At 33.5% G+C, this 24,748-nt stretch carries 19 protein-coding genes; 11 read left to right on the forward strand and 8 right to left on the reverse strand.

Going from position 1 to position 24,748, the window contains the following annotated elements:
- Nucleotides 1-25: 25 nt before the first annotated feature.
- The gene (locus LPB88_RS07750) at nt 26-577 is read left to right on the forward strand and encodes a hypothetical protein (protein WP_230714247.1); all 552 of its coding nucleotides are present in this window, start codon (nt 26-28) and stop codon (nt 575-577) included.
- Nucleotides 578-633: 56 nt separating this feature from the next.
- Entirely contained in the window at nt 634-1,197 is a 564-nt protein-coding gene (locus LPB88_RS07755) for a hypothetical protein (RefSeq protein ID WP_230714249.1), read from the forward strand.
- A gap of 30 nt (nt 1,198-1,227) precedes the next feature.
- On the opposite strand, the gene LPB88_RS07760 is transcribed toward LPB88_RS07755, so the two are convergent.
- The gene (locus tag LPB88_RS07760; protein ID WP_230714251.1) at nt 1,228-1,581 is read right to left on the reverse strand and encodes a hypothetical protein; all 354 of its coding nucleotides are present in this window, start codon (nt 1,579-1,581) and stop codon (nt 1,228-1,230) included.
- Nucleotides 1,582-1,622: 41 nt separating this feature from the next.
- Nucleotides 1,623-2,648: a LacI family DNA-binding transcriptional regulator gene (locus tag LPB88_RS07765; protein ID WP_110835913.1), complete on the reverse strand. Its 1,026-nt coding sequence runs from the start codon at nt 2,646-2,648 to the stop codon at nt 1,623-1,625.
- 164 nt (nt 2,649-2,812) lie between these two features.
- On the opposite strand from LPB88_RS07765, the gene LPB88_RS07770 reads away from it, so the two are divergent.
- From LPB88_RS07770 to LPB88_RS07780, 3 genes are all read left to right on the forward strand, one after another.
- Nucleotides 2,813-5,452 (forward strand): TonB-dependent receptor, encoded by a 2,640-nt coding sequence (locus LPB88_RS07770; RefSeq protein ID WP_230714253.1) that lies wholly within the window; start codon nt 2,813-2,815, stop codon nt 5,450-5,452.
- Between the two features lie 101 nt (nt 5,453-5,553).
- Entirely contained in the window at nt 5,554-6,774 is a 1,221-nt protein-coding gene (locus LPB88_RS07775) for a sugar MFS transporter (protein ID WP_230714254.1), read from the forward strand.
- Nucleotides 6,764-8,629 (forward strand): alpha,alpha-trehalase, encoded by a 1,866-nt coding sequence (locus LPB88_RS07780; RefSeq protein WP_230714256.1) that lies wholly within the window; start codon nt 6,764-6,766, stop codon nt 8,627-8,629. The genes LPB88_RS07775 and LPB88_RS07780 overlap by 11 nt, the downstream gene beginning before the upstream one ends.
- Before the next feature lie 179 nt (nt 8,630-8,808).
- On the opposite strand, the gene LPB88_RS07785 is transcribed toward LPB88_RS07780, so the two are convergent.
- Nucleotides 8,809-9,783 (reverse strand): polyprenyl synthetase family protein, encoded by a 975-nt coding sequence (locus LPB88_RS07785; RefSeq protein WP_230714258.1) that lies wholly within the window; start codon nt 9,781-9,783, stop codon nt 8,809-8,811.
- Between the two features lie 255 nt (nt 9,784-10,038).
- On the opposite strand from LPB88_RS07785, the gene LPB88_RS07790 reads away from it, so the two are divergent.
- The 5 genes from LPB88_RS07790 (at nt 10,039) to LPB88_RS07810 (ending at nt 16,955) form a co-directional block, all read left to right on the forward strand.
- A complete protein-coding gene (locus tag LPB88_RS07790) occupies nt 10,039-10,560 on the forward strand; it encodes a YceI family protein (protein WP_230714260.1) in 522 nt (173 codons plus the stop codon).
- Nucleotides 10,561-10,667: 107 nt separating this feature from the next.
- On the forward strand, nt 10,668-11,267 hold the full coding sequence (locus LPB88_RS07795; RefSeq protein WP_230714262.1) for a TetR/AcrR family transcriptional regulator: 600 nt from the start codon (nt 10,668-10,670) through the stop codon (nt 11,265-11,267).
- Between the two features lie 10 nt (nt 11,268-11,277).
- The gene (locus tag LPB88_RS07800) at nt 11,278-12,612 is read left to right on the forward strand and encodes a TolC family protein (RefSeq protein ID WP_230714264.1); all 1,335 of its coding nucleotides are present in this window, start codon (nt 11,278-11,280) and stop codon (nt 12,610-12,612) included.
- Nucleotides 12,613-12,621: 9 nt separating this feature from the next.
- Nucleotides 12,622-13,689, forward strand: coding sequence for an efflux RND transporter periplasmic adaptor subunit (locus LPB88_RS07805; protein WP_230714266.1), 1,068 nt, complete (start codon nt 12,622-12,624; stop codon nt 13,687-13,689).
- An 89-nt stretch (nt 13,690-13,778) separates the two neighbouring features.
- The gene (locus LPB88_RS07810) at nt 13,779-16,955 is read left to right on the forward strand and encodes an efflux RND transporter permease subunit (protein WP_230714273.1); all 3,177 of its coding nucleotides are present in this window, start codon (nt 13,779-13,781) and stop codon (nt 16,953-16,955) included.
- A 123-nt stretch (nt 16,956-17,078) separates the two neighbouring features.
- Here the strand turns inward: LPB88_RS07810 and LPB88_RS07815 are convergent, their stop codons facing one another.
- From LPB88_RS07815 to LPB88_RS07835, 5 genes are all read right to left on the reverse strand, one after another.
- Nucleotides 17,079-17,516, reverse strand: a complete 438-nt coding sequence (locus tag LPB88_RS07815) for a retropepsin-like aspartic protease (protein WP_230714275.1) — start codon at nt 17,514-17,516, stop codon at nt 17,079-17,081.
- Complete coding sequence (locus LPB88_RS07820; RefSeq protein ID WP_230714277.1) at nt 17,468-20,128, reverse strand: CHAT domain-containing tetratricopeptide repeat protein; 2,661 nt, start codon at nt 20,126-20,128, stop codon at nt 17,468-17,470. The genes LPB88_RS07815 and LPB88_RS07820 overlap by 49 nt, the downstream gene beginning before the upstream one ends.
- 146 nt (nt 20,129-20,274) lie before the next feature.
- On the reverse strand, nt 20,275-22,227 hold the full coding sequence (locus tag LPB88_RS07825) for a PKD domain-containing protein (protein ID WP_230714279.1): 1,953 nt from the start codon (nt 22,225-22,227) through the stop codon (nt 20,275-20,277).
- A 195-nt stretch (nt 22,228-22,422) separates the two neighbouring features.
- Entirely contained in the window at nt 22,423-23,409 is a 987-nt protein-coding gene (locus tag LPB88_RS07830; protein ID WP_230714281.1) for a hypothetical protein, read from the reverse strand.
- Between the two features lie 203 nt (nt 23,410-23,612).
- Nucleotides 23,613-23,912 carry a hypothetical protein gene (locus LPB88_RS07835; protein ID WP_230714283.1) on the reverse strand — a complete coding sequence of 100 codons (300 nt, stop codon included), beginning with the start codon at nt 23,910-23,912 and terminating at the stop codon, nt 23,613-23,615.
- A gap of 249 nt (nt 23,913-24,161) precedes the next feature.
- Here LPB88_RS07835 and LPB88_RS07840 point away from each other — a divergent pair, with 249 nt between their 5' ends.
- Nucleotides 24,162-24,746, forward strand: coding sequence for an RNA polymerase sigma factor (locus LPB88_RS07840; protein ID WP_230714285.1), 585 nt, complete (start codon nt 24,162-24,164; stop codon nt 24,744-24,746).
- Nucleotides 24,747-24,748 lie beyond the last annotated feature (2 nt).

The raw sequence follows: 24,748 nt of genomic DNA on the forward strand, positions 1-24,748 counted from the left end.
AAATTTGTTAAAAATAGCTCTTACTATGAATATAAATCAAATTTCAATCGTTTTCAAAAGCTTTTTTGTGATTTTGATAGTCTCATTTTCAAGTTCTGCAATTGCACAGCAAAAGTATGTTATTGATAACAGCAATCATTTTTGGGAGAAAGTTCAGTTTGGCGGTGGTCTTGGTTTAGGAATTGGTTCTGGTTATACAGATATTTCGGTAATGCCAAGTGCGATCTATAATGTAAATGAAATAGTAGCGGTTGGAGTTGGTTTGCAATTCGGATATTTATCTTCAAAAAACTATTATGACTCCTTTGTTTACGGCGGAAGTTTGGTTACACTTATAAACCCAATTCCCGAAATTCAATTGTCTGCAGAGTTAGAACAAGTGCGTGTAAACACCGATTATGATGCAACGCAATATAGACCTTCTTACTCCGATAATTATTGGAATACAGCCTTATATCTTGGTGCAGGTTACAGAACCGGAAGCGTAACTATCGGTGCACGTTACGATGTTTTATATAATGCCGAAACTAGTCTTTACGGATCTGGATTTATGCCTTTTGTTCGTGTATATTTCTGATTTAAAGTTGCTAAGACTATGAGTTGCTAAGTTTCTAAGATTTAAAAAATACAAATTTGAAAAAATATATTTTTGTCCTTATTGTTATTGTAATTTCGAGTTGTAACAATTCTATTAAAGTAGATGTTGTGGATAAAAAAGTTGTAGAGAAAGAATTAACACCTTTTTTCGATTCAAATAAAATCGATCATTATTATTTGAATTTTTCTGAGGAGGATTTTGTGAAACTTACTAGTAAAATTCCCTCTACTAAAAAAGAAAAAGAATTCTCTAATTTATATATGGGGTATTATCCGGATAGTATTCCAAAAGAAAATTTTGAGAAAATACTATTAAAACACAATTATAAAAAATCAAACTTATCCATAAAGCAAGAAAAAAAGATTCAAAATGTTTTTAGTGCGCAAGATTCTTTAATGACCGAAGGGTATGCTTGTGTGGCAGAATATCGAGATATTTTTATTTTTAAGAAAAAAGAAAAAACAATAGGAATAGCAAAGATTTGTTTTAAATGCGGTCGCTTTCAAATTATAGGAAGTAAACTTGATGTTAGCGGATTTGGCCTTTGGTCTGAATTAGACAGATTAAAAAGTATTATCAGGCCCAACGAAAAACCTTAGTAACTCAGTATCTTAGCAACTTAGAGCCTTCTACTTAAAATTCTTTCGAAACCAAACCTTCTGCCATTCTCTTTTCAATACCAAAAACGAAACTTGTTCAGCCAGAATAACCAAATCAGAACCGTCTAGTTTTTTGATTTCACTTTCCGATACATCGATAATATAAAGCAGGTTTAAATATTCAGCGAATTTGTACTGAATCATTCGGTAGATTTTTTCGTGAAACTGAATTTTTAATTCGTCGGGAGAAATGCTTAACGGAAAATCGATGCCTTCATTTGCCAAATTAAAGTCTTTATTAATTTGTTCAATCAGGTTTAGGTATAGGTTTTCTTTTTCGGCATCAGCCAATAAAAAATCGGTATTTTCAGGAATTGGAAACATTGATGCTTTTTAAGAATTGACGCAAAGTTAAAACTAAAAAATCATTTAACGGTTGATTCTCTTTCAATGATTCTTGTAGGAAGTTCAATAATTTGATGTGTTACCGGTCGATGCTCTTTTATGTCCATAATTTCATCAATTAAAAGAGAAACTGCCTGATGTCCCATTTCGAATCCGGGTTGATCAATTGTCGTTAATTTGGGTGAAATAACCGTACTCATAAACCAATTACTGAATCCAAAAACAGCAACTTGTTCCGGAGTTTTTATTCCCGCTTCATTAAAATATTTTATAATCCCGATCGCAACCAGATCTGTAATGGCAAAAATGGCATCAATATCTGGATGCTCCGTCATTATTTTTTGAGCATTTTCGTAGCCATCTTCAAAATCAGTATTGTTGTCGCAAACATAAACCAGTTTGGAATCGTACTCAATTCCGTGTGCTTCAAGCGCTCTTTTATAACCTAGAAAGCGATCGATAGAATTTTGCGGAACATACGAACCTCTAAAATGGGCAATTTTTTTATATCCTTTATTAATAAGGTAGGTCACGGCATCATAAGCCGCTTTGGCGTCATTAATAACCACTTTAGAACAATCAACTCTTTTGGCAATTTTATCAAAAAGAACAACAGGAGTATTTTTTCGAATGGCTTCATTAATATGAGTGAAATCATCCGTTTCGTTAGAAAGTGACATTAGAACGCCGTCAACTCGTTTTTGAATTAATAATGCAAGTTGTTTTTTCTCGAGTTCGTACTTTTCATTTGATTGTAATATAATGACCAAATAACCTCTTTTTTCGGCTTCTTCCAGAATACCATTTAATACACTCGAGAAAAAATGATGCACAGTGGCCGGAATAATGACGCCAATTGTTTTGGTTTCATTAGTTCTAAGATTCACCGCAACCGAGTTTGGCATATAGTTCATGGTTTCGGCCATTTCGATAACTCTGGCGCGTGTAGATTTACTAATATCCGTATATCCTTTTAACGCTTTTGAAACCGTTGTAACCGAAATTCCCAGTGCCGAGGCTATATCTATTAATTTTGTGTCATTCATGAAATAAAAGTACTAAAAATAAACCGCATTGATAAAATTTTAAGTTCCGAAAACGTTTTAGGTGTTTTCGAAAACGTTTTCGATTTTTAATTCCTATATTCCTTATTATTAGTTACTAAGTTTGACAGTGATAACCATAATTACTAACTAACCGAACAAAAAAAATGAAAAAGCTACACTATTATTTAGGCACATTACTTTTGATGTTTTGCCTGTTTTTTTTACCAAATAATCTGTTTGCCCAAAATCAAAACACTGTTTCAGGAAAAGTACTCGACGATAGCGGAGTAACGGTTCCGGGAGCCAATGTATCTATTAAGGAAACAGGAAAAAGTACGATTACGGATGAAAACGGAGGATATTCATTCTCGAACATCGAAGCCGGAACTTATACTATTATTGCAACAAATGTGGGTTACAAAACCTTCGAGAAAAAGATTGCAATAAAAGAAGGAGAATCTTTAGAAGTGAATTTACTTCTTGAAGGAGAATCACAAAGTTTGAAAGAAGTTGTGGTTACAGGATCTTCAAGTCCGAGATCAAAACTTGAATCGAGCGTTGCAATTACTACAATGGGAGCCAAAGCAATCGAAGACAGAGCGCCATCAAGTACGGCGGCTTTATTGCAAACCATTCCGGGATTTGTAGTTGAGGCATCTGGGGGAGAAATTGGAAACAACCTTTTTGCAAGAGGAATTCCATCAGCGGGAGCTTATGAATATGTGCAAATTCAGGAAGATGGATTACCGGTTTTTGAAGACGGTGCATTGCAATTTGCGAATGCCGATACGTTTTATAGATTAGACGAAACCGTAAGTAAAATGGAAGCGGTTCGTGGAGGTTCGGCATCTATTTTTGCCAACAATGCTCCAGGGGGAATTATCAATTTCATTTCGAAAACAGGTCAGAATGAATTTATGGGAAGAGCAAAATTCACGACTTCAGATTACGGAATGTTCAGAACTGATCTTAATTTATCTGGCGCTTTAATTAAAGATAAATTATTCTTTAACGTTGGAGGTTTCTATAGAGCTGATAATGGCGTAAGAAATACTGGATTTACAGCAAATAAAGGAGGTCAGATAAAAGGAAACATTACCTATAAATTTGATGATGATGATTATTTGAGAGTTAACTTCAAACATCTTGACGACAGAAACACCTTTTATTTACCAATTCCGCTAAAAAGTAATAACGGAAAAATTGAAGGAATTCCTGGTTTTAATCCAAATTACGGAACATTGACTTCAGTAAACTTTAGTCATTTGAATGTACCTCAATATGGTGGCGGAACTTTTAGCGCAGATTTAGAAGATGGTTCTCATCCGGTTATCAACTCAATTGGAGCTGAATTCAAAAAGAAAATTTCTGAAAAAGTAACGTTCAAAAATGCTTTCAAAAACACCAATATCGATTTAAATTACAATGCAATTTTTCCAAACGGAGGTCCTTGGACACAAGATGCTTACGCAACAAGCGTTCAAAACACAACGGCTAGTAATCTAACCTATTCTTATGTAGATAACGGACAAACTCTTGATCCAAATGCATTGATTATGAGAGCTGATCTTTGGCATATTGATAAAAAGATGAACAATTTTGCCAATAATTTCTCTTTCAACTTTGATTTAGATCCTGTAAAATTAACTGCTGGTTACTATTATTCTAACTGGAAATCAAATCAATACTGGAACTGGAATTCTTATTTGGTAAATGTTTCAGACAATCCAAGATTATTAAATGTAAAAGACAATACAACCGGAGTTGATCATACCTGGAATGGTGTAGAAAGAATCACTTGGTTAGAAAGAGATGCACAAACCAAAGGACTTTTGAATGATATTTATGCTGACGCCGAAATTAAAGCAACAGATAATTTGACTTTTAACGCTGGTTTAAGATACAACAAAGACAAATATTCAGGTTACAGAGATAACGCCAGATTTTTTGCTGAAGATTTAGGAATTTTAGACAATAATACGGCCGATGACAAAGTTACAACGGTAAAAGGTAATCCTTATACATACTGGAGATATGATGTGAGCGAATGGTCGTATACTGCTGCAGGAAACTATAAATTCAATGACAATATGGCTTCGTATGTTCGTTACAGCCACGGTTTTAGATCGCCAATTGAAGAGTCATTTTATGATAATGCTGCCGATTTAAGCAAATTAGAAAATACCGAAGTAAATCAATTCGAATTAGGTTATAAATATTCTAATTCATTCTTTAATGTGAATGCCAATTTATTTCACATGGGCTTGAAAAATGTTGCCTTTACTGATATCTTATCTGACGGAAGTTCTGAGAATAAATTTGCTGATGTAAACAATATTGGTCTTGAAGTAGAAACCAATGCAAGATACAAAATGGTAAAAGTGAACTTTACATTTACGGTTCAAAAACCGGAGTACGATAATTTTACAGGAACAAATGCTGATGGTTCTACTTTTGATTTTAACGGAAATACAGCACGAAGAATCCCTAAGTTTTTCTGTAATCTAAGACCAGAAGTAGATATTACAAAAGATCTTACAGCGTATGTTCAGTTCTCTTATTTTGATAAAAAATTTACAAATCAGGATAACAAACAAGTTTTACCGGCTTATAAAGAGGTTGGAGCAGGTTTAAATTATACCTATAATAATCTTCGTTTTGCAGTTGATGCTTCGAATTTATTCAACGAAATTGGTTTAACCGAGGGAGACCCAAGACAAACGACATCCGCGGCAAGCGATGTGTTTATGGCAAGACCAATTTTAGGACGTGCCTTTAGATTTTCGGTAGCGATTAATTTCTAAATTTATATAAAATCAAATGGTATATGGTATTGTAGAGGCGCACAGCAGTGCGTCTCTCACACCATAACCACAACGTAGGGAAACAAATCACATCCAGAAAAATGAAAAACTTAGGAATCAAAATCTCTCTTTATCTTAATTATTTTGTCTTCGCTATTTTGCTAAATAGTGTAGGCATTGTGATTTTAAAATCGCAAAGAAATTATGGAGTAGATGAAGTTCAGGCAAGTATTCTTGAAGCTTTCAAAGACATGCCAATTGCCATTGTATCTTTTTTTATAGCCTCTTTTTTACCCAGAATAGGCTATAGAAAATCGATGCTTATCGGTTTAGGCTTAGTTACTTTGGCTTGTATTTCTATGTATTTTGGAAACTCATTTGATAATGCTAAAATCCTTTTTGCGACCGTTGGAGTTTCATTTGCTTTGATAAAAGTTTCCGTTTATTCATTAATAGGAACCGTAACCGAAACCAAGAAAGAACACAACGCTTTGATGAGCAGTATCGAAGGTTTTTTTATGGTGGGAATTGCATTGGCTTATTTTTTATTTCCGGCTTTTAATAATGAAGAAGATCCTAATTCATGGTTGAATGTATATTGGTTTTTGGCAGCATTATCATTCTTATCGTTTCTGTTTTTGCTTTTTGTAAAATTCGAAGAAGCTGAAGTTTCCGCAGGAGCAAATCTCAAAGACGATTTCATGCAAATGTTCAAATTAATAGCAAAATTGCTTACTGTTATCTTTGTTATCAGCGTCTTTTTGTTTGTCATGATTGAACAGGGAATTTTGTCATGGCTGCCTACGTTTAATACAAAAGTGCTTCATTTACCGGAGAATATCAGTATTATGATGGCGAGTATTCTGGCGATTTCATTAGCAATCGGGAGATTGATTGCAGGTATTGTAACCAAAAAAGTAAATTGGATTTGGGTTCTGAGTTTTTGTATACTTTCTGCAATGCTGATTGTCATTTTTGTACTTCCAAAAACAGTTGGATTAGAAGTAAAAAACATTAATACACTTTCAGATATTCCCTTAATTGGATTTGCATTCCCTTTAATAGGATTGTTTATTGCCCCAATTTATCCTCTTTTAAACTCGATTGTATTAAGTGCTTTACCAAAGAATTTACAAAGTTCAATGACAGGATTAATTGTGATTTTCTCGGCTCTTGGCGGCACATTAGGTTCCAGAATAACAGGTTGGCTGTTTAAAAATGAAGGACCGGAAAACGCATTCTATTTTACTTTAATTCCAATGTCTTTATTATTAATGTCCTTTTTTATTCTTAAAAAAATAACTGCAAAAGATGAAATTTAAATTACATATAACCCAAACGATCGAAAAATTATTGGCTCAGGAAGATACTGATGGCGATAAAAAAATAACGATTGATGATAATGGACCGAAAAGTTTTTTGCTGCATGATCTGAGTGGAAATCCAACAGTTATTGAAGGAACTTATCAGCTTTCAAACTTATTGCAGGAACTCGCTTTAGCGAAAAAAAACAATACTGAATTTGCGGAAATCGATTTAAACGAAATCACTGAAGACCCTGTAAAAAGGATTTCAAGAAAAATAAAAAATCTTTATTGGAAGGGTTTAACGAGAACAATTGATGCCAATGGCGTAAAGAAAATTCTGGAAGATAATAAGATCGAAAATGAAATAGCTTATTTATATGTTCCTTTTGGAGATGAAATTGTATTTGATTATTTCAAGAAATTAGAAGCTGCAACACCAAAGTTAAAAGTGGTTCAAATGCCTAAAAACATTTCGCCCGAATATGTTCTTTCGCTAAATAAACAACCTGGGATTCTGGCTTTAGCGCTTCAAATTAAGAACAATGAAATTTCAGGCGTTCCATTTGTGGTTCCTGGCGGAAGATTCAACGAAATGTACGGTTGGGACAGTTATTTTATAGCCAAAGGACTTTTGATTGACGATAAAATTGATCTTGCTTTAGGTATTGCAGAGAATTTTAAATATCAAATTGATCATTACGGAAAAATTCTGAATGCCAACCGAAGTTATTATTTAACCCGAACGCAGCCGCCGCTTTATACGTCGTTGATTATGGATGTTTTAGAAAAGTCAAATCCTGATATTTTCTGGATCGAAAGGCATTTAAAAACCGCCATAAAAGAATACCAAACCGTTTGGATGGAAGAAGGAAAACGACTTACAGCAAATGGATTGAATCGTTATAAAGCTGAAGGAATTGGACTTCCGTTTGAGGTTGAAGAGGGCCATTTTGATGATATTCTGGAGCAATACGCACCAAAATACAATTTATCGACGCGCGAATTCGAGAAAAAATATTTAGAAAGAGAAGTTGTAGATGCCGAACTTGATAAATACTTTATTCACGATCGAAGCATGCGCGAAAGTGGTCACGATACAACGAATAGATTGGTTGGGATTTGTGCCAATTTAAATACGGTTGCGATCAATAGTTTGCTTTATAAATACGAAACTGATATTGCTTTTCTAATTAAAAAGTACTTTAAAAACGAATTTCAATATTTTGAAGACAAGTCTTTTTCAAGTGAATATTGGATTTCGAAAGCTGCTTCGCGAAAAGAAAAAATCAATAAAATGTGCTGGAATGAGGAAAATGGAATTTATTTCGATTACAATTTTGTAACCGAGGAACAGCATTTCTTTGAAGCTGCAACTACTTTTTATCCGCTTTGGGCGAAAATAAGTACACAGGAACAAGCAGATATTTTGGTAAAAAAGACACTTCCGAAATTTAAAATGAAAGGGGGAATTGCGGGATGTACCAAAGAATCTATTGCAGATTTGGATGAAAATTCACCAATACGACAATGGGATTATCCGTTTGGATGGGCGCCGCACCAAATGCTTTTGTGGGAAGGTTTGCTGAATTATAATTTTCATGAAGAAGCACAGGAAATGGTTTATCGCTGGCTTTGGCTGATTACCAGAAACGCTGTCGATTATAACGGAACGATTCCGGAGAAGTTTGATTTATCGATAAGTTCACACAAGATTTTTGCAGAATACGGAAACGTAGGAACCGAGTTTGATTATATAACCGAAGAAGGTTTTGGATGGATGAACGCTTCTTATCAATATGGTTTAACGATTCTGGAAGAGGATTTGAAACAAAAATTATCGGATTTAGTTGATCCGGATGATTTGTTTTAGGTTTTAAATGACAAACCCGACAGGTTTTTAAAACCTGTCGGGTTTACTGTATGTAAAAATTTATTGCCACGAATTACACCAATTTTCACGAATTATTGATTGTAATAAATTAGTGAAAATTGGTGTAATTCGTGGCGAAAAAAAATCATTAAAATCTTTTAATCTGTGGCAAAAAAAAACTAAACTTTTCTGCTCATTAAATTCTCGCCAAAAGTTCTCAGAATATCTTTCTTTTCAGCGTTAATATCCATTTTTTCTAAAGTTTCAAAAGCTTTAAAAGTGTACATTTCTATCGCATCTTGTGTCGCTTTTGAAGCGCCTGATTCGTTAAAAATAGTTTTTGCAGTTTCTATCTTATCCGTATTATTTTCTAATTGGAGACTAAATAATTTTTCTAATTCAGAAGCTTTTTCAGGTGTTGAAAACTCTTTTGCTTTTAGATATAAATAAGTTTTTTTGTTTTCGATAATGTCTCCGCCAACTTGTTTTCCAAAAGTTTCAGGATCGCCAAAAGCGTCTAAATAATCATCCTGAAGTTGGAAAGCTAAACCTAAATTAAGTCCGAAATCATAAATTAAATCGCCATCTTTTTCAGAAGTTTTGGCTACAATTGCACCCATTTTCATGGCAGCAGCAACTAAAACAGCTGTTTTATATTCGATCATTTTTAGATATTCGGGAATCGTAACGTCGTTTCTTTTTTCAAAATCGACGTCCCATTGCTGTCCTTCACAAACTTCAAGAGCAGTTTTACTAAATAGTTTTGCTAAGTCTCTAAAAACGGTTGGTTCGTATTGCTCAAAATATTGATATGCTAAGATTAGCATTGCGTCTCCGGAAAGAATTCCAGTATTTAAATCCCATTTTTCATGTACCGTTTCTTGTCCTCTTCGCAAAGGCGCATCGTCCATAATGTCATCGTGAACCAGTGAAAAATTATGAAAAACTTCAACTGCCATTGCAGCCGGAAGCGCCACTTTATAATCGGTATCAAAAACTTCTGAAGCCATTAAAGTTAGTACCGGACGCATACGTTTTCCGCCAAGACCTAAAATATATGTAATTGGTTCGTAAAGGTTTTTAGGCTCTTTATTGATGCTTTGTTTTTCTAAATATTGTATAAAAAAATCCTGGTACTGACTTATATCGTGCATAAAATGAAATTCTGATTTACGAGGCTCAAAGATACAATTCAAATATGAATAATTCCTTTCTAAAAGTTAAATGCTGAGGAATATCTAAAACCGTTCATTTATAACCTTTTAAAATATTTTAAAAAAAACTTGGAAACTTTTTTGGTATTTAGAGTTTCCTGTCTATATTTGCACCGTTGATTGGAAACTCAGAACACTAAAAAAGTTTCCTTAGCAAATTTGAGTAACTTATAACCTCACTAAAATCAGATATTTATGAAAACAACATGGACCTTAGATTCAAGCCAATCAGATGTTTTAATTAAAATGAGACATTCGATAATTGCCTACATGGGAGGAACTACAAATAAATTTGGTGGTTATGTAAATATAGAAGACAACGAAATTGAAGATGCTTCGGTTGAGTTTTCTTTAGACATTAATAACAAAAAAGATAGCTTTCAGCAAATAGATACATACTTACAACTTCAGGATTTTTTTGATGTTGATGAGCATCCAATCATTAGTTTTAAATCGACTTCATTTCAAAAAGTAAACAATAATATCAATTTCTTTAAAGGTGATTTGACCATCAAAGATGTTACTAAAGTGGTAGAGCTTGATGCAGAATTTATTGGTGTGAACACGTATAATGGAGAAAGAAAAGTTGCTTTTGAAATTAAAGGCGATATCAAACGTCAGGACTTCGGTTTAGATTATAATTCATTTAATCATAATGGTGGTTTGGCATTAGGTAAGGATATTAAGCTTATTGCAAATTTAGAATTTAGCATATAAATCTTACTTAGTGAATAAATTAATGTAAAATTATTACAAATATATTGGAAACTATTTTTCAGTTTTTAGTTTCCTAAGTATATTTGTAATGCAATTTGAAAATCAAAATGAAAGAGAAAATTATAGCAAAAGCGAGTGAGTTATTTTTAAAACTCGGTTTTAAAAGCGTTACAATGGATGACATTGCAGGTGAAATGTGTATTTCTAAAAAAACGATTTACAAATATTTCTGTAATAAAGAAGTCCTGATCGAAGAGAGTACTTCAACTGTTCACAGACAAGTGCATGAGGTAATTGATTCGATTGTAGCAAAAGATTTTAATGCAATTCATGAAAATTTTGAAATTAGAGAATCGTTTCAAAATATGTTTCAAAACAATATTGATACTTCGCCTCTTTATCAGCTTAAAAAGCATTATCCTGAAATCTATCACAACTTAATGACACATGAAATAGATCAATGCAATCATTATTTTAAAGACAATATTTTAAAAGGAATGCGCGAAGGTTTGTATCGTAAAGATTTAAATATAGACATCTATGTCAAATTTTATTACACTCTGATTTTTCATATCAATGAAACTACGATTTCAGAAAGAGAAGCGCAAAAAATAGAATTAGAAGCGCTGGAGTATCACACCAGAGCAATGGCAACCGAAAAAGGAATAATCGAATTAGAAAAGCAACTTAAAAAAATTACTACTTAATCATCAATCTATGAAAAGAATAATTCTTATATTTTTGTGTACAATTGGCTTGTCTGCCAACGCACAAGTCAAAACATTAACCCTAAAAGACGCTCTTACGTATGCGCTTCAGAATAAAGCTGATGCTAAGAAAGCAAAATTAGAGGTTGAGAATAGTGAGTATCAAATTCAGGAAATACGTTCGAGAGCATTACCTCAAATTTCTGCAAACGGAAATTTAACTTACAACCCAATTTTACAGACAAGTGTAATTGACGGAGCAAGTTTTGGACAACCAGGAACAAGTATTCAGGCTACATTTGGTCAAAAATGGACTTCAGGAGCCGGAATTTCATTAACTCAGGCTTTGTTTGATCAGGCTGTTTTTACTGGATTAAGAGCTGCAAAATCTACTCGTGAATTTTATCAAATAAACGATCAGTTAACAGAAGAACAAGTGATTGAAAGGGTCGCAAATAATTATTACTCTGTTTATGTACAACGCGAAAGATTAATATTATTAGATAGTAACTATGTTAATACAACTAAAGTTCGTGATATCGTAAAAGGACAATTTGATAATGGTCTGGCTAAAAAAATTGACTTAGATCGTATCATCGTAAAAATGTCAAACATTGATACAGAACGTCAACAAATTAAAAATCAAATTACATTACAGGAAAATGCTTTGAAGTTTTATATGGGAATGCCTATTGAAACTCAAATTGAGATTCCGATAGAAGAATTTGAAGTAGTGCCAGCTTCTTTAACGGAAATTCCAAATGTTGAAAATAGATCAGAATATTTGCTTTTGAAAAAACAAGAAGAATTGTTAGTGTTTAAAAAGAAATCAGTTCAAGCAGAATATTATCCAACACTTTCTTTGACTGCCGGTTACAACTATATTGGTCAGGGTCCTGAATTTCCTTGGTTCGAAAAACCATCTTCAGGTGTTTACTGGTCTGATTATTCAGGAATTGGGTTGAATTTAAAAGTGCCAATTTTTACAGGTTTTGGAACTCGTGCTAAAGTAAGACAAGCCGATGTAAGTATCAGATCGCTTCAAGAGGATATCAAAGATACTAAACTTTCACTTGACTTAGATTACAGAAATGCAATGGCTCAAATTGAGAATAACCTTGTAACTATTGAAAATCAAAAAGAAAATATGCGTTTAGCATCTGAGATTTTAAGCAATACAAAAAACAATTACCTTCAGGGATTAGCATCATTAACAGATTTACTAGATGCTGAAAATGCATCACTTGAAGCACAGAACAACTATACCAGAGCAGTCTTGAATTACAAAATTGCCGAAGTAGCATTAATTAAATCAAAAGGCGAACTAAAAACTCTTATTAAATAACTAAATAAAATGAAGAAAACTATTATAACAATCGTAATCATAATTGGAGCTCTGGCTTCGATTGGATTTGTCTTAAATAATAATAAGAAAGAGAACAAAGCTAAAACAGATATCGTAGCAGAAAAAAATGCTGCAGTTTCGGTTAAAATTTCTCCTGTAAAAACAGAAGAAGTTTCATTGGACTTTGTTGCAAATGGAAATTTTCAACCAATTCAACAATTGACTTTCTCTGCTGAAAAATCAGGAAAAGTAATTAGTGTTTTGGCTAAAGAAGGAGACTATGTAAGAGTAGGTCAAACTTTGCTAACAGTAAGAGGTGATGTTATTAATGTAAGTGCACAACAAGCTCAGGCAGTTTATCAAAATGCAAAATCTGATTACAGCAGATACGAAAATGCATTTAAAACCGGAGGTGTTACAAAACAACAATTAGATCAGGCAAAATTGGCTTTGACAAATGCTGAGTCTAACCTTAAACAAGCTAATATTAATGTTGGAGATACTAAAGTAAAAGCACCAATAAACGGATTCATCAATAAAAAATATATTGAACCGGGATCTATTTTAGCTGCAACGCCAGCTACTGCATTATTTGATATTGTAAATGTTTCTAAATTAAAATTAGTAGTTACAGTAAACGAAAATCAAGTAGCTAGTTTAAAAGTTGGAAATAATATCAATGTATCTGCTAGTGTTTATCCTGATAAAACGTTCTCTGGAAAAATTACTTTTATTGCTGCAAAAGCAGATGAGTCTTTAAACTTCCCAGTTGAAATTGAAATCGCAAATAATACTAACAACGACCTAAAAGCAGGTATGTACGGAACTGCAAATTTTGCATCAAACCAACAAAAACAACATTTGATGGTTGTACCTAGAAATGCATTCGTAGGAAGTGTGAGCAGTAATGAAATCTTTGTGGTAAAAGATGGTGTTGCAAAATTAAGAAAAGTAACTGCGGGAAGAATTTTAGGAGATCAGGTAGAAATCATCAATGGATTAACTGACGGAGAAACTGTAGTTATTACAGGTCAAATTAACTTACAAGACGGTAATACAGTAGAAATTATTAAATAATTATAGGCTGTAAGCCGTAAGCAATAAGCTTTAAGCAATTTAAAAGCGTAAAGCCTATTGCTTATAGCCTAAAGCATAAATAAACATATATGAAATTAGCCGAAATATCCATAAAACGTCCGTCGTTAGTAATCGTATTGTTTACGATTCTAACACTTGGTGGACTGTTTAGCTACAGCCAGTTAGGTTATGAGCTGATCCCGAAATTCGAACAAAACGTTATTACAATTTCTACTGTTTATCCAGGAGCTTCTCCAAGTGAGGTAGAAAATACCGTAACCAAGAAAATTGAAGATGCGATCGCATCCTTAGAGAACGTTAAGAAAATTGACTCAAAATCATACGAAAGTTTGTCTATCGTTTCGATTACATTAACATCAAATGCAAAAGTCGATTTCTCTTTGAATGATGCACAGCGTAAAATAAACGCCATAATTAGTGATTTACCAGACGATGTTAAAACACCGGCACTGACCAAGTTCTCGCTGAGTGATTTACCAATTATGACACTTGGTGCCAACGGAAAAATGGACGAAGCAGAGTTTTATGACTTAATTGACAAAAAAATTGCGCCTATTTTATCTCGTGTACAAGGTGTGGCTCAGGTAAACATTATTGGTGGTTCAGAGCGTGAAATTCAGGTAAATCTTGATGCATTAAAAATGCAGGGTTATGGTTTGTCTGTTCCGCAGGTACAACAAAACATTTTGACTTCGAACTTAGATTTCCCAACAGGAAATATCCAGACTCGTAATCAAAAAATATTAATTCGTTTAGCGGGTAAATATAAAAGTGTTGAAGAATTAAGAAACTTAGTAGTTTCGTCTCAAAATGGAATTCAGGTTCGTTTAAGTGATATTGCCGATGTTCAGGATACTCAAAAAATTGCTGAAAAAATATCACGTGTAGATCAAAAAAGTGCGATTGTTTTACAAATCGTAAAACAATCAGATGCAAATGCGGTTGCGGTAAGTGAGCATTTATTAAAAACAATTGCTACTCTTGAAAATGATTATAAAGGAAACCAATTAAAATTAGAAGTTGCAAAAGACAGTACTGTTTTTACGCTTGAAGCGGCAGATTCTGTAGTACACGATTTATTAATTGCGGTAATTCTGGTAGCTTTTGTAATGTTGTTCTTCTTACACAGTATTAGAAACTCATTGATTGTAATGGTGTCTATTCCGGCATCTTTGATTGCTACTTTTATCGGAATTTATTTTATGGGATATACCTTAAACTTAATGAGTTTATTAGGATTGTCTCTAGTTGTAGGTATTCTGGTGGATGATGCGATTGTGGTATTAGAAAATATCTACAGGCACATGGAAATGGGTAAAAACAGAATCCGTGCCTCTTATGATGGAACTGCAGAAATTGGTGGAACCGTAACTTCGATTACATTAGTAATCGTGGTAGTATTCTTGCCTATTGCGATGAGTTCCGGTCTGGTATCAAATATTATTACACAATTTTGTGTTACGGTAATTATTTCAACGATGCTATCGCTTTTAGCTTCATTTACAATTATTCCATGGTTATCATCTCGTTATGGTAAATTAGAGCATATTGAAGGAAAGAATTTATTTGGAAGAATTATTCTTGGTTTCGAAAGTTATTTAACACGTTTTACAAACTGGGTTTCTCATTTATTAACCTGGTGTTTGGATCATTATGTTAAAACTATTTTAGTAGTTCTTGTATTGTTCTTCGGATCAACAATAGGTTTAATGGGTGGAGGTTTCATTGGAGGAGAGTTTTTTGCTTCTTCTGATAGTGGAGAGTTCCTAGTTCAAATCGAGATGCCAAAAGATGCTTCGTTAGAACAAACGAACTTCATGACTCAAAAAGCCGAAGCTTATTTAAAAGCACAAGAATACGTTCACAGTCAAATTACAACGGTAGGACAAACTTCTGAAGGTTTTGGAGCATCACAAGCAACAGCTTACAAAGCTGAGATTGACGTAAAAATGATCGAACAAAAAGATCGTACTGATGATGCTAACGTTTACGCAGCAAAAATCAAACGTAAATTAGAAAAAGTATTAGTTGGTGCAAAAGTAAAAACCGTTCCTGTAGGTATCTTAGGAACTGCTGAAGATGCTACGTTAGGATTAATCGTAACAGGTCCATCTACAGAAAGTGCTATGGCATTTGCTAAATTAGCTGAAGCTGAATTACGTACTATTCCCGGAACAACAGAGATTAAATTAACAGTTGAGGACGGAAACCCTGAGATCAACGTTAAAGTTGACCGTGATAAAATGGCTGCATTAGGATTAACACTTCAAACTGTTGGTTTAACGATGCAAACTGCTTTTAGCGGAAACACAGATGGTAAATACAGAGCTGGAGAATACGAATATGATATCAACATTAGATACAATGCATTCGACAGAAAAAGTATTACGGACGTTAGTAACTTAATATTCATTAACTCAGCAGGGCAACAAATTAAATTGTCTCAATTTGCTACCATTACAGAAGGTTCAGGACCTAGCCAGCTAGAGCGTAGAGATAAATCTGCCTCGGTAACTGTAAAAGGACAAAACGTTGGAGTACCATCAGGAACAATCGTTCAACAATGGCAGGTTAAATTAGATAAACTTAAAAAACCAGCTGGAGTAAACTATATCTGGGGTGGTGACCAAGAGAACCAATCTGAAGGATTTGGTACATTAGGAATTGCTTTATTGGCCGCTATTATTTTGGTTTACCTTGTAATGGTTGGACTTTATGATAGTTTCGTTCACCCGTTTGTCGTATTGTTTGCAATTCCACTTTCATTTATTGGTGCAATGTTGGCATTAGCTTTGACTAATAACTCATTAAACATCTTTACGATCTTAGGTATCATCATGTTGATTGGTCTGGTGTGTAAGAATGCGATCATGCTTGTTGATTACACCAACCAAAGAAGAGCAGCAGGAGAATCAATCAGAACGGCATTAATTCAGGCGAATCACGCTCGTTTGCGTCCGATCTTGATGACAACAATTGCGATGGTATTTGGTATGTTCCCAATTGCATTAGCATCTGGAGCTGGAGCTGAATGGAAAAACGGATTGGCATGGGTAATTATCGGAGGATTAATTTCTTCTTTATTCCTAACCTTGATTGTGGTTCCTGTAATTTATAATATCATGGAGAAAATTATTCATAAATTCTCTAAAGGAGAGAAAATCGATTACGAAGCTGAAATGTTTGCAGATTATACGCCAACAGAATTAAGCGAAGACGGTTTTAATCCTAAACATACCCATTAATTGATTTAATTTTAGACTGAAAAATCCCAAATTCCTTACAGAGTTTGGGATTTTTTTTTGAGATCAGTTTTGGAATTTGGAATTTTCAATATTGTAATTTATATTTTCAATATTTGTAATTTCTTATTTCAGGTACAAATAATGGTTATAATAATCTATAATTGCTTTGCCTTCAAGTAAAACATCAGCGCCAATGATACCATGAACAGGTTTTGTCTTAAAAGATTCTAAAGCCTCATTGACATGCGAAAGATCAAAAATTACGATTCCAAAGTCCGTATTTTTCCAACTTCCGAGTTGAAGTTTATTATGTGCAGAAATCTGGGTTTTCATTCCGGTTCCGCCAGCGCCTGAAGCCTTAGTTTTTGATTTTTTCGCATTTAATTCAAAATGCTCGATACTTTCAAATCCAACACAGGAATTTGATGCTCCAGTATCTAGAATAAACTTTCCAGAAACGCCATTGATTTTGGCTTTAACTAAAAGGTGTTGTGTCTTGGTAACTTTGAATTTTATTTTTTTGTATTTCTCTTTTTTGAGAACTTCGTGAAGATTTTCCATTTTCGATAATGATTGAAAACCAAAAATAAACCAATTACAGTCAATAAACTAATGATGTAAAAGATATAATTTGTTGATTTCTCTTCTGCCGAAATAGATCCATAATACACAAATGAACTCCAATAATAAGGAGACTTTTTAGCATTTGGAATAGATTTGTCGTTTAAAAAATCAAGTTTGGCATTGGCATTAGCTTCAAAATAAGGAACACCGTTTTTAATGTTTTTATAGAAATCATCCATAAATACAGATGTTGTATAATCGTTTACCTTCCATAACGAAAATAATAGATTCTGAGCTCCGGCAAACTGAAATCCTCTGGCAACACTCATCGCACCTTCTGCTTTGTACAATTTTCCAATTCCGGTTTCGCAGGCACTTAAAACCACTAAATCAGGATTAATATTCAAATTGTACAATTCCGAGTATAAAATTTCCTGATCGTAAAATTTGATGCTTGCCGGAGTTTCAATATCTCCCGAAGAAGCGTGAGTACTCAAATGTAAAATCGAATATTTGCTTGCATTATTTTTAAAGTTAGAAAAACTAGCTCCTGAATTTTCTAAATATTTTCCTTTGAAGTTATTTCGAATGGATTCCAATTCATTCTTAGAATACGCCAATTCAAAAGGTGTTTTTTCGAAAATTGGAAAAACTCCCAAAACTGTTTTTTCAGATTTTGAATTAGGTTTAGAATTCAGATAAATATTCGCCGAAGTATTATAAGTAATTTTAAAGTCATTCAATAAATAATGCATTTTGGCAAAATTTGTCGTTGATGATTCTTGTGTAATTAAAGCTTCAAAAGGAAGAAAATTCAAAATACCATCTGGAACAATGATGAGGTTTTTATACACAGAATTATTTGGCAATTTTAAAATATCAAAAACTTCTTTACCACATTTATTATAGCCAGGAATATCATTTGTAATGGCATCAGCCGAATCAAAAAAATCGACAAACTGTGCAATTTTTGGAATTGATACGTGAGACGTATTAAGGCGATTTAAACTAATTAAGTTGTTTTGCAAAGTAAAGTAATATTGATTCTCAAATCCCATAAAATAAAAAACCATAATGGCTTTGTCATTTTTTAATTTTGAAAACAACACCTTTAAATCACATTTTTCGGGAATATAATCTTGATTTTGTGATTGAGTTTCCTTAAGTGCAAGCATTAATTTATTCTGCCATTTAATAAAAGCATTTATTTCTGAAATATCTGCCGAATTTCCTTTTTGCTGTTCTTTTAAAATCGCATTATTTACATTTTGAAGTTCAAGAAAAAGCTGTTGTTCTTCTGAAGTAGCATTTTTAATATTCAAGCGATAACCTTTTAAAATTCCTGATTTTGTTTTTTCAGATAATTGAAAAGCAGTTTCCAAATAAGTAATTTTTCTTTCTTTGTTGTATAAACTTTCATAAATCGAAATGCATTTTTCAGTACGATTACGCGCCCGTAATTGTGCAATAATTTTTGAATTTTCGTAAACCAAAGAATTCATCAATAAGTCTTCAATGTAAAAAGAAAGTTCAAAAGCTGTGAGTGCATTTTTTGGTTTCTGAAGTCGCAGAATTTCTGCCTCTAAATCGAGCGCATCAACTAAAACCGTTTCCGCATACAATTGATTTTGGTTTGGAAGAATGTTTTTTGAATTATAATTCGGGATTAGAATTTTAAAAATGTCTTTTATTTGCTTTTCACTTTCATCATATTTTTGCTCATCAAAAAACAGTAAAGCTTTATCATAATAGAGTTTTGCCATTTTACGAGGTTGAAAGTTCGTTTCTGAAAGCAACTTTTCTGCTTTTACTAAATAAGAATTAGCAAGATCAAATTTTTCTCTTTTGCGACTTAATGTTGCCAGATTACGATAACAATTTGACAAAGATTCGGATTGATCTTTTTCATTTTTCAAATATTGAACAGCCAATTCAAATGAAGTTTTGGCTTTTTCATAAATCTCCGGTCGCATCAAATTTCCTATTGAACTCAACAAATAATTATTCCCAAGATTATTCAGTAAAATCCCTTTTTGGGCATTTGATAGTTTTTCTGTTTTTAAAGTGCTTTCTAATAATTTAATTGCCAAAGAAACCTTGCCGGAACTTTGATATACATTCGAAAGATTAAGAATCGCAGCAAACCTTTGTTTCTGCGCTTCAGGATAATTTTTAGAAGTATTTATAATAAAAAAGTATTGCTTTATCGTATTTTCGGCATTGTCATAATCACCCAAAACAGTATATAAATTGCCTAAAGGTTTTAGGCAAAATTCAATAATATCGTAATTTGAAAGTTTCTTTTTTTGATAAATTTGCAAGGCTTTTTCGTAACTCGCAATTGCTTTGTCGGTTTGCCCGAATTGATTTTCATAATAAGCTTTATTGCAGTTTAAAACCACAATTGCCAATAGTTCATCTTTGGTTTTTGGTTTCGGATTTTTCCAAAAATCAGTTTCTGTACTCGTTAAATTTTGCAACGCTTTCGCGGAAGGATTCGCCACAAAAACATCAACTGCATTGTATATTTGATCTTCTTGAGATGCCGATTTCTGTCCGAATGAAATCAGAGTGAAGAAGAAGAAAATGTAGCAATATAGTTTTATCATATTAAAGTTTTTTCTGCCACGAATTGCACGAATTTGCACGAATTATTTTTTAATTTAATTTGCGCATTGTTTTGCGTCCTGTATTTGTGAAAGTTTGTGCAATTCGTGGCAAACTTTTTTCTTTGTGAATCTCTACGGTTTAAGTCCTAAAACTTCCAGATTCCATAAAACTGGAAATAGTTAAAATTCTGTTCGAAATTAATCACATAACGAGCGCCTAAACTTGGACCAATTCTGGCAAAACCAGCTGTTAAATCAAATAAAAGGCCTGTTTTTAAATTGCCAAATGAGTTTTTAACCGAGTTTGACTCTATTCTCGTGTCTAATAAAAACTGATCCGTTCCACCTTCAAAACTTTCAATTTTTCGGGTTTTGGTTTGTTCGGATGAAACATCAAAATTCGCCTGAATCCCCGCGCCAATTCCAATATAGGTATTAATGTTGTATCGCAGTAAAATAGGAATTTCCCAGTTTACATTTTTGTTTTCCGTTGTCGTTGTGGTACGCTGAAATTGTTTTACCCCATTTAGGTTCACCACAGTCTGATCGACTACAGTTGCTCCACTTTCGTATTTATTTAAAGCATTTAACCATTCGGCTTGCCAATAAAAACGATATGATTTAAAAGGCGAAATCGTTGCACCTACAAAATAACTTGTCGATTTTTCTAAATCAGGATAAAGATTATACCCCGCTTTGACACCAATTGAGATTCCGGGTAAAAATCGGGTAGTGGCATAATTGGTAATTATAGGTTCGTTTTTATCAAAGATAATGGCAGTGCGGCTTCTGGTTTTTACTTTATGAAAGTCTTCATTAAATTTCATGGAGTATTTGACAAAACCTTTTGTGCTGTCTTTTTCGTGTACATTTTTTTGTTCGCTTCCGGGTAAATAAATGTTTTTGAACGTAAAGAAAATCTGTTTTTGTTTGATAATGGTATCGAGACAACTTACGGTTGGTTCTTCGCCTTTTGGACAAATTGGACATTTAGGATACATATCTTCTACCTGAAATGTTTTTTTGTCAAACATATCCGGAATATCAGTTTCAAGCCTGATCATTCTTGCCGGACCTTCGCCATTGTTCTGAAAACGTGTTTTAAAATTCACTCGTTTAAAACGAACCAATCGATAATTGATAAAACTTCCGTTTGAGCCCATTTTGTTGGGATCGTGAGAAGTTACGATTTCCATTTCTAAGTTTTTTATTTTATGGTTTTTGTAACTTCTGTTCGGGACAAAAATACCACGCATTGTAACTGTCGCGCTGGTATCTTTGATCATTTCCGGAGTAGTTTTAAAAGTATAAAATACATTTCGGGTTTCAGTAGGGTTTGCATCGTCAAATTCCAGAACAGACACATTATGATATAATTTATTAGCTTCTAATAACGATGCGTCAAGATCTTCTTCGGTAGTTGTATTTCTGTATTTTTTGGTCTTAAAATTGTTTTCGGCAGAAGCCAAATATGATTTTGTATTGTCTAAATCGTCTACAGAAGCAACGGTTTTTTCTTGTATTTCGCGCTCATTTGCATAAGTTCTAAAATCGACTAATTCGAAGTTGTTGCTTTTAAATTGTTTCTCATTATAAAAAAGATAAAGCTTTCCGCTTGAAACATAGTTTTCCAGATTTTGATAACTTACTACGACTACCATTTCCTGATCCGGAATGGGATCACAGTTTTTTAAGATCGCAAATCCGTTTTGATCTTCGATTGAGGCAATGTCTTTATAATTGGTATCGGTAATGTCGTTTATGACAACTTTTTTTGGTCGTGTTGCAGGAGGTTTTCCGTTGTCGTAATTGTTGGTTACGGCAAGTCTGGTATTATAAGTCCCTTTGTTTTTATAGACATGTTTGGGTTCGGCTTCTTTGCTATAATGTCCGTCTCCAAGTTCCCATAAATAAGAATAACTTGGTTTTGGCGCGCCCGCAATCGGAATTAATGACGGAGTTTCCGGTTTGTAAGTAACAACGTTTCCGTTTTGGATAAAACCAATATTGGCTCTTCGGGTTATGGTGTCTTTTACTTTGGTTTGTGAGAAAGAGAATATAGATAAAAGAAGAAAGAAGATAGATGATAGTGGTTTCATAACTAGAGGTTTTTTAGCCCTGATAGTAGTGGAAATCCTTTTGTGCCGGTCCCGATAGCCATCGGGAGGCATAAAAGATTGCAACGAATAGCAGGATTAGCTTCTGAAAATCATCAGAATAAATTTGAAAACTTGATTAAATGTAAAAAAAAGTGATGAGCAAATCACCACTTTTTCTTAAAAGTATTTTGTAAGTTACTGAATAGCATTGATTGCCGCTACCAGTTGAGCTTCGGTGCCGACTGTTGTTTCGGCAAGAGTAAAGGTGTAAACATCGTTGGCAGCAACGGTTACAGCTTTGATCGCATAGCGCCATTGTCCATTATCTTCGGTCACAAAAATCACATGACAAGCTAAACCAATCGGGATTTGACCGTAATGTTCGCTAAATAATCCGGCAGGCGTATAAGTGTCTAATTTAGCAAGTGCATTTGTTCCTTCGCCATCATAAGACAGATAAACGGCGCTGTTTTCGTTATCATAACCATCAGGAGCATCAACAAGAAGTGTTGTTTTTGGTCTTGGATCACTGTAAAAACGGTCAACATTTGTCCATCCAAAGTTTCCAAAAGTTACATAGTAGTTGTTTCCTTCACCTTGTACACCACCTTTTCCGCCAGTTCCGTCAGCATTTGGTTTAGGTTGTTCCCAGGCAAGTTCGCCTTTGTCATTAATTACCCCATTCCATAAAGTCATCGTATTGTCTACACCATCGGTTAAACTTGCCGGAACGATCATATTCATATAACAAGACGTTTTAAGTTCAACTCCGCCTTGTGTAGCTTTGATGAAAAATTCTCCACCAGAAATCAGCAAGTTTTTCTTGCCGTCAGCTGTAACTCCCATTGTTGGTTTGTTGGTAACCAACATCGTTCCTTTGTCAAAAAGTTCGATGTATTCGATATCAACAGCTCCGGTTACAGCAACTCCATTTTTAGTCAAACAATCTCCATTGATGTTTAGTTTTACTCCTTTTGCAGATGTTATCGTTACAACACCAGTTCCTGCTGTAATGGTAAATTTTTGAGTGATTTTCGTCACTCCTTTTGAGCTGATGCTTTTAAATGCTGCTGCGGTTGGAGGCAAAACAAGATTGTTGTCACCTTCGTCGCTTGTACTGCAACTTGCAAAAGTGATCACTAATAAAAATAAAAGTCCGATTTTCTTAAAGTGTGTGTTCATGATTTCTAGTTTTTATAAATCTGTCCTGATTATTATCAAGTGGTTTTTCAGATTTGGTTGTTAATTATAGTTTTATGTTGTTATATCAATTAGGGTTTGATATTGTTACCCTTGTTTTTGAAATTATTTTTTTTGAACGTATTTTATAATGCTATATCAACTGGTTTCTAAAATTGTTACCCCTGATTTTTATTTTTTTTAATTTATGCTGAAAGGCATTTGTCTTCAAACAAGTTTCCGTCTTCGTCTACGGCAACAAGAATGTTTTTTTTCCGCGAAAGCGTAACGATTAAATAAACCCAAACAATTGCCCAAAGCCCGAATGTGATACAAGTAAGAAAGAGATGAAGGAAATGGTTAATGGCTTTTTTTTCTTTGGATAAAACCACATAAGGTAATTTCTCATTGTGTTCAATGATGATAAAACCATTGCGTTTTTTGGCAGCAATCATTTCGTTGAACTGATCTAAAGTTTTCTCGTTTGTAAATTGATACGTTTCCATTTCTCTTAAATTTTGATGGTTTTTCCGCCACGAATTGCACGAATCAGCACGAATTTTAAATTAAAGAATCAAAAAAAATCTGTGTCAATCTGTTTGATCCGTTTAATCTGTGTGCTATTTCTATCAATAATAATTCTGCGAAAAAAATATTGTTTTGATTTATATCAACTTGATTTTATAATTGTTACCCCATTGTTTAAAATTTATTTCAGATTCTTTTTCTTAAATTAGCTAACAAAATGTTTTTTTATGAGTCAAACTAAAATTCATCCTGATCAAATGTATATTGAAGGACTTGCTGCAAATGACTCGGCAATCATTCAGACGATTTACAAAAAATTTGTTCCTAAGGTCGTTATGTTCATTATGAACAATTCTGGCGATAAAGAGCATGCGCAGGATGTGGTTCAGGAAGTCATGATTTTACTTTTTAATCAGGCAAAAGCCAATACACTACAATTGACTTGTCCGTTTGATGCTTACTTTTTTTTATTGTGTAAAAGAAAATGGCTCAACGAACTCAAAAAAACATCAAATAAAGGGGTAACAATAAATGAAGATGCGGTATCTATGAATGAATCTGCACTGGAATTAATTGGGCAAACAGAAGAATTTGACGAAAAACAACAGCTTTTTGACACGATGTTCCAGAAACTGGGCGAGAAATGTCAGGAATTATTAAAGTTGAGTTTTACCATTAAATCAATGGAAGAAGTTGCCGAGAAACTAAACGTAACGTACGGCTATGTTCGCAAGAAAAAATCGTTATGCGTTGGTCAATTAACACAGTGGATTCAGGAAGCCAAAAATTTTAAATCTCTAAAAAATAATTAGTC

Origin of the sequence: Flavobacterium sp. JAS, from assembly GCF_020991455.1 — a bacterium.
Taxonomy (GTDB): domain Bacteria; phylum Bacteroidota; class Bacteroidia; order Flavobacteriales; family Flavobacteriaceae; genus Flavobacterium.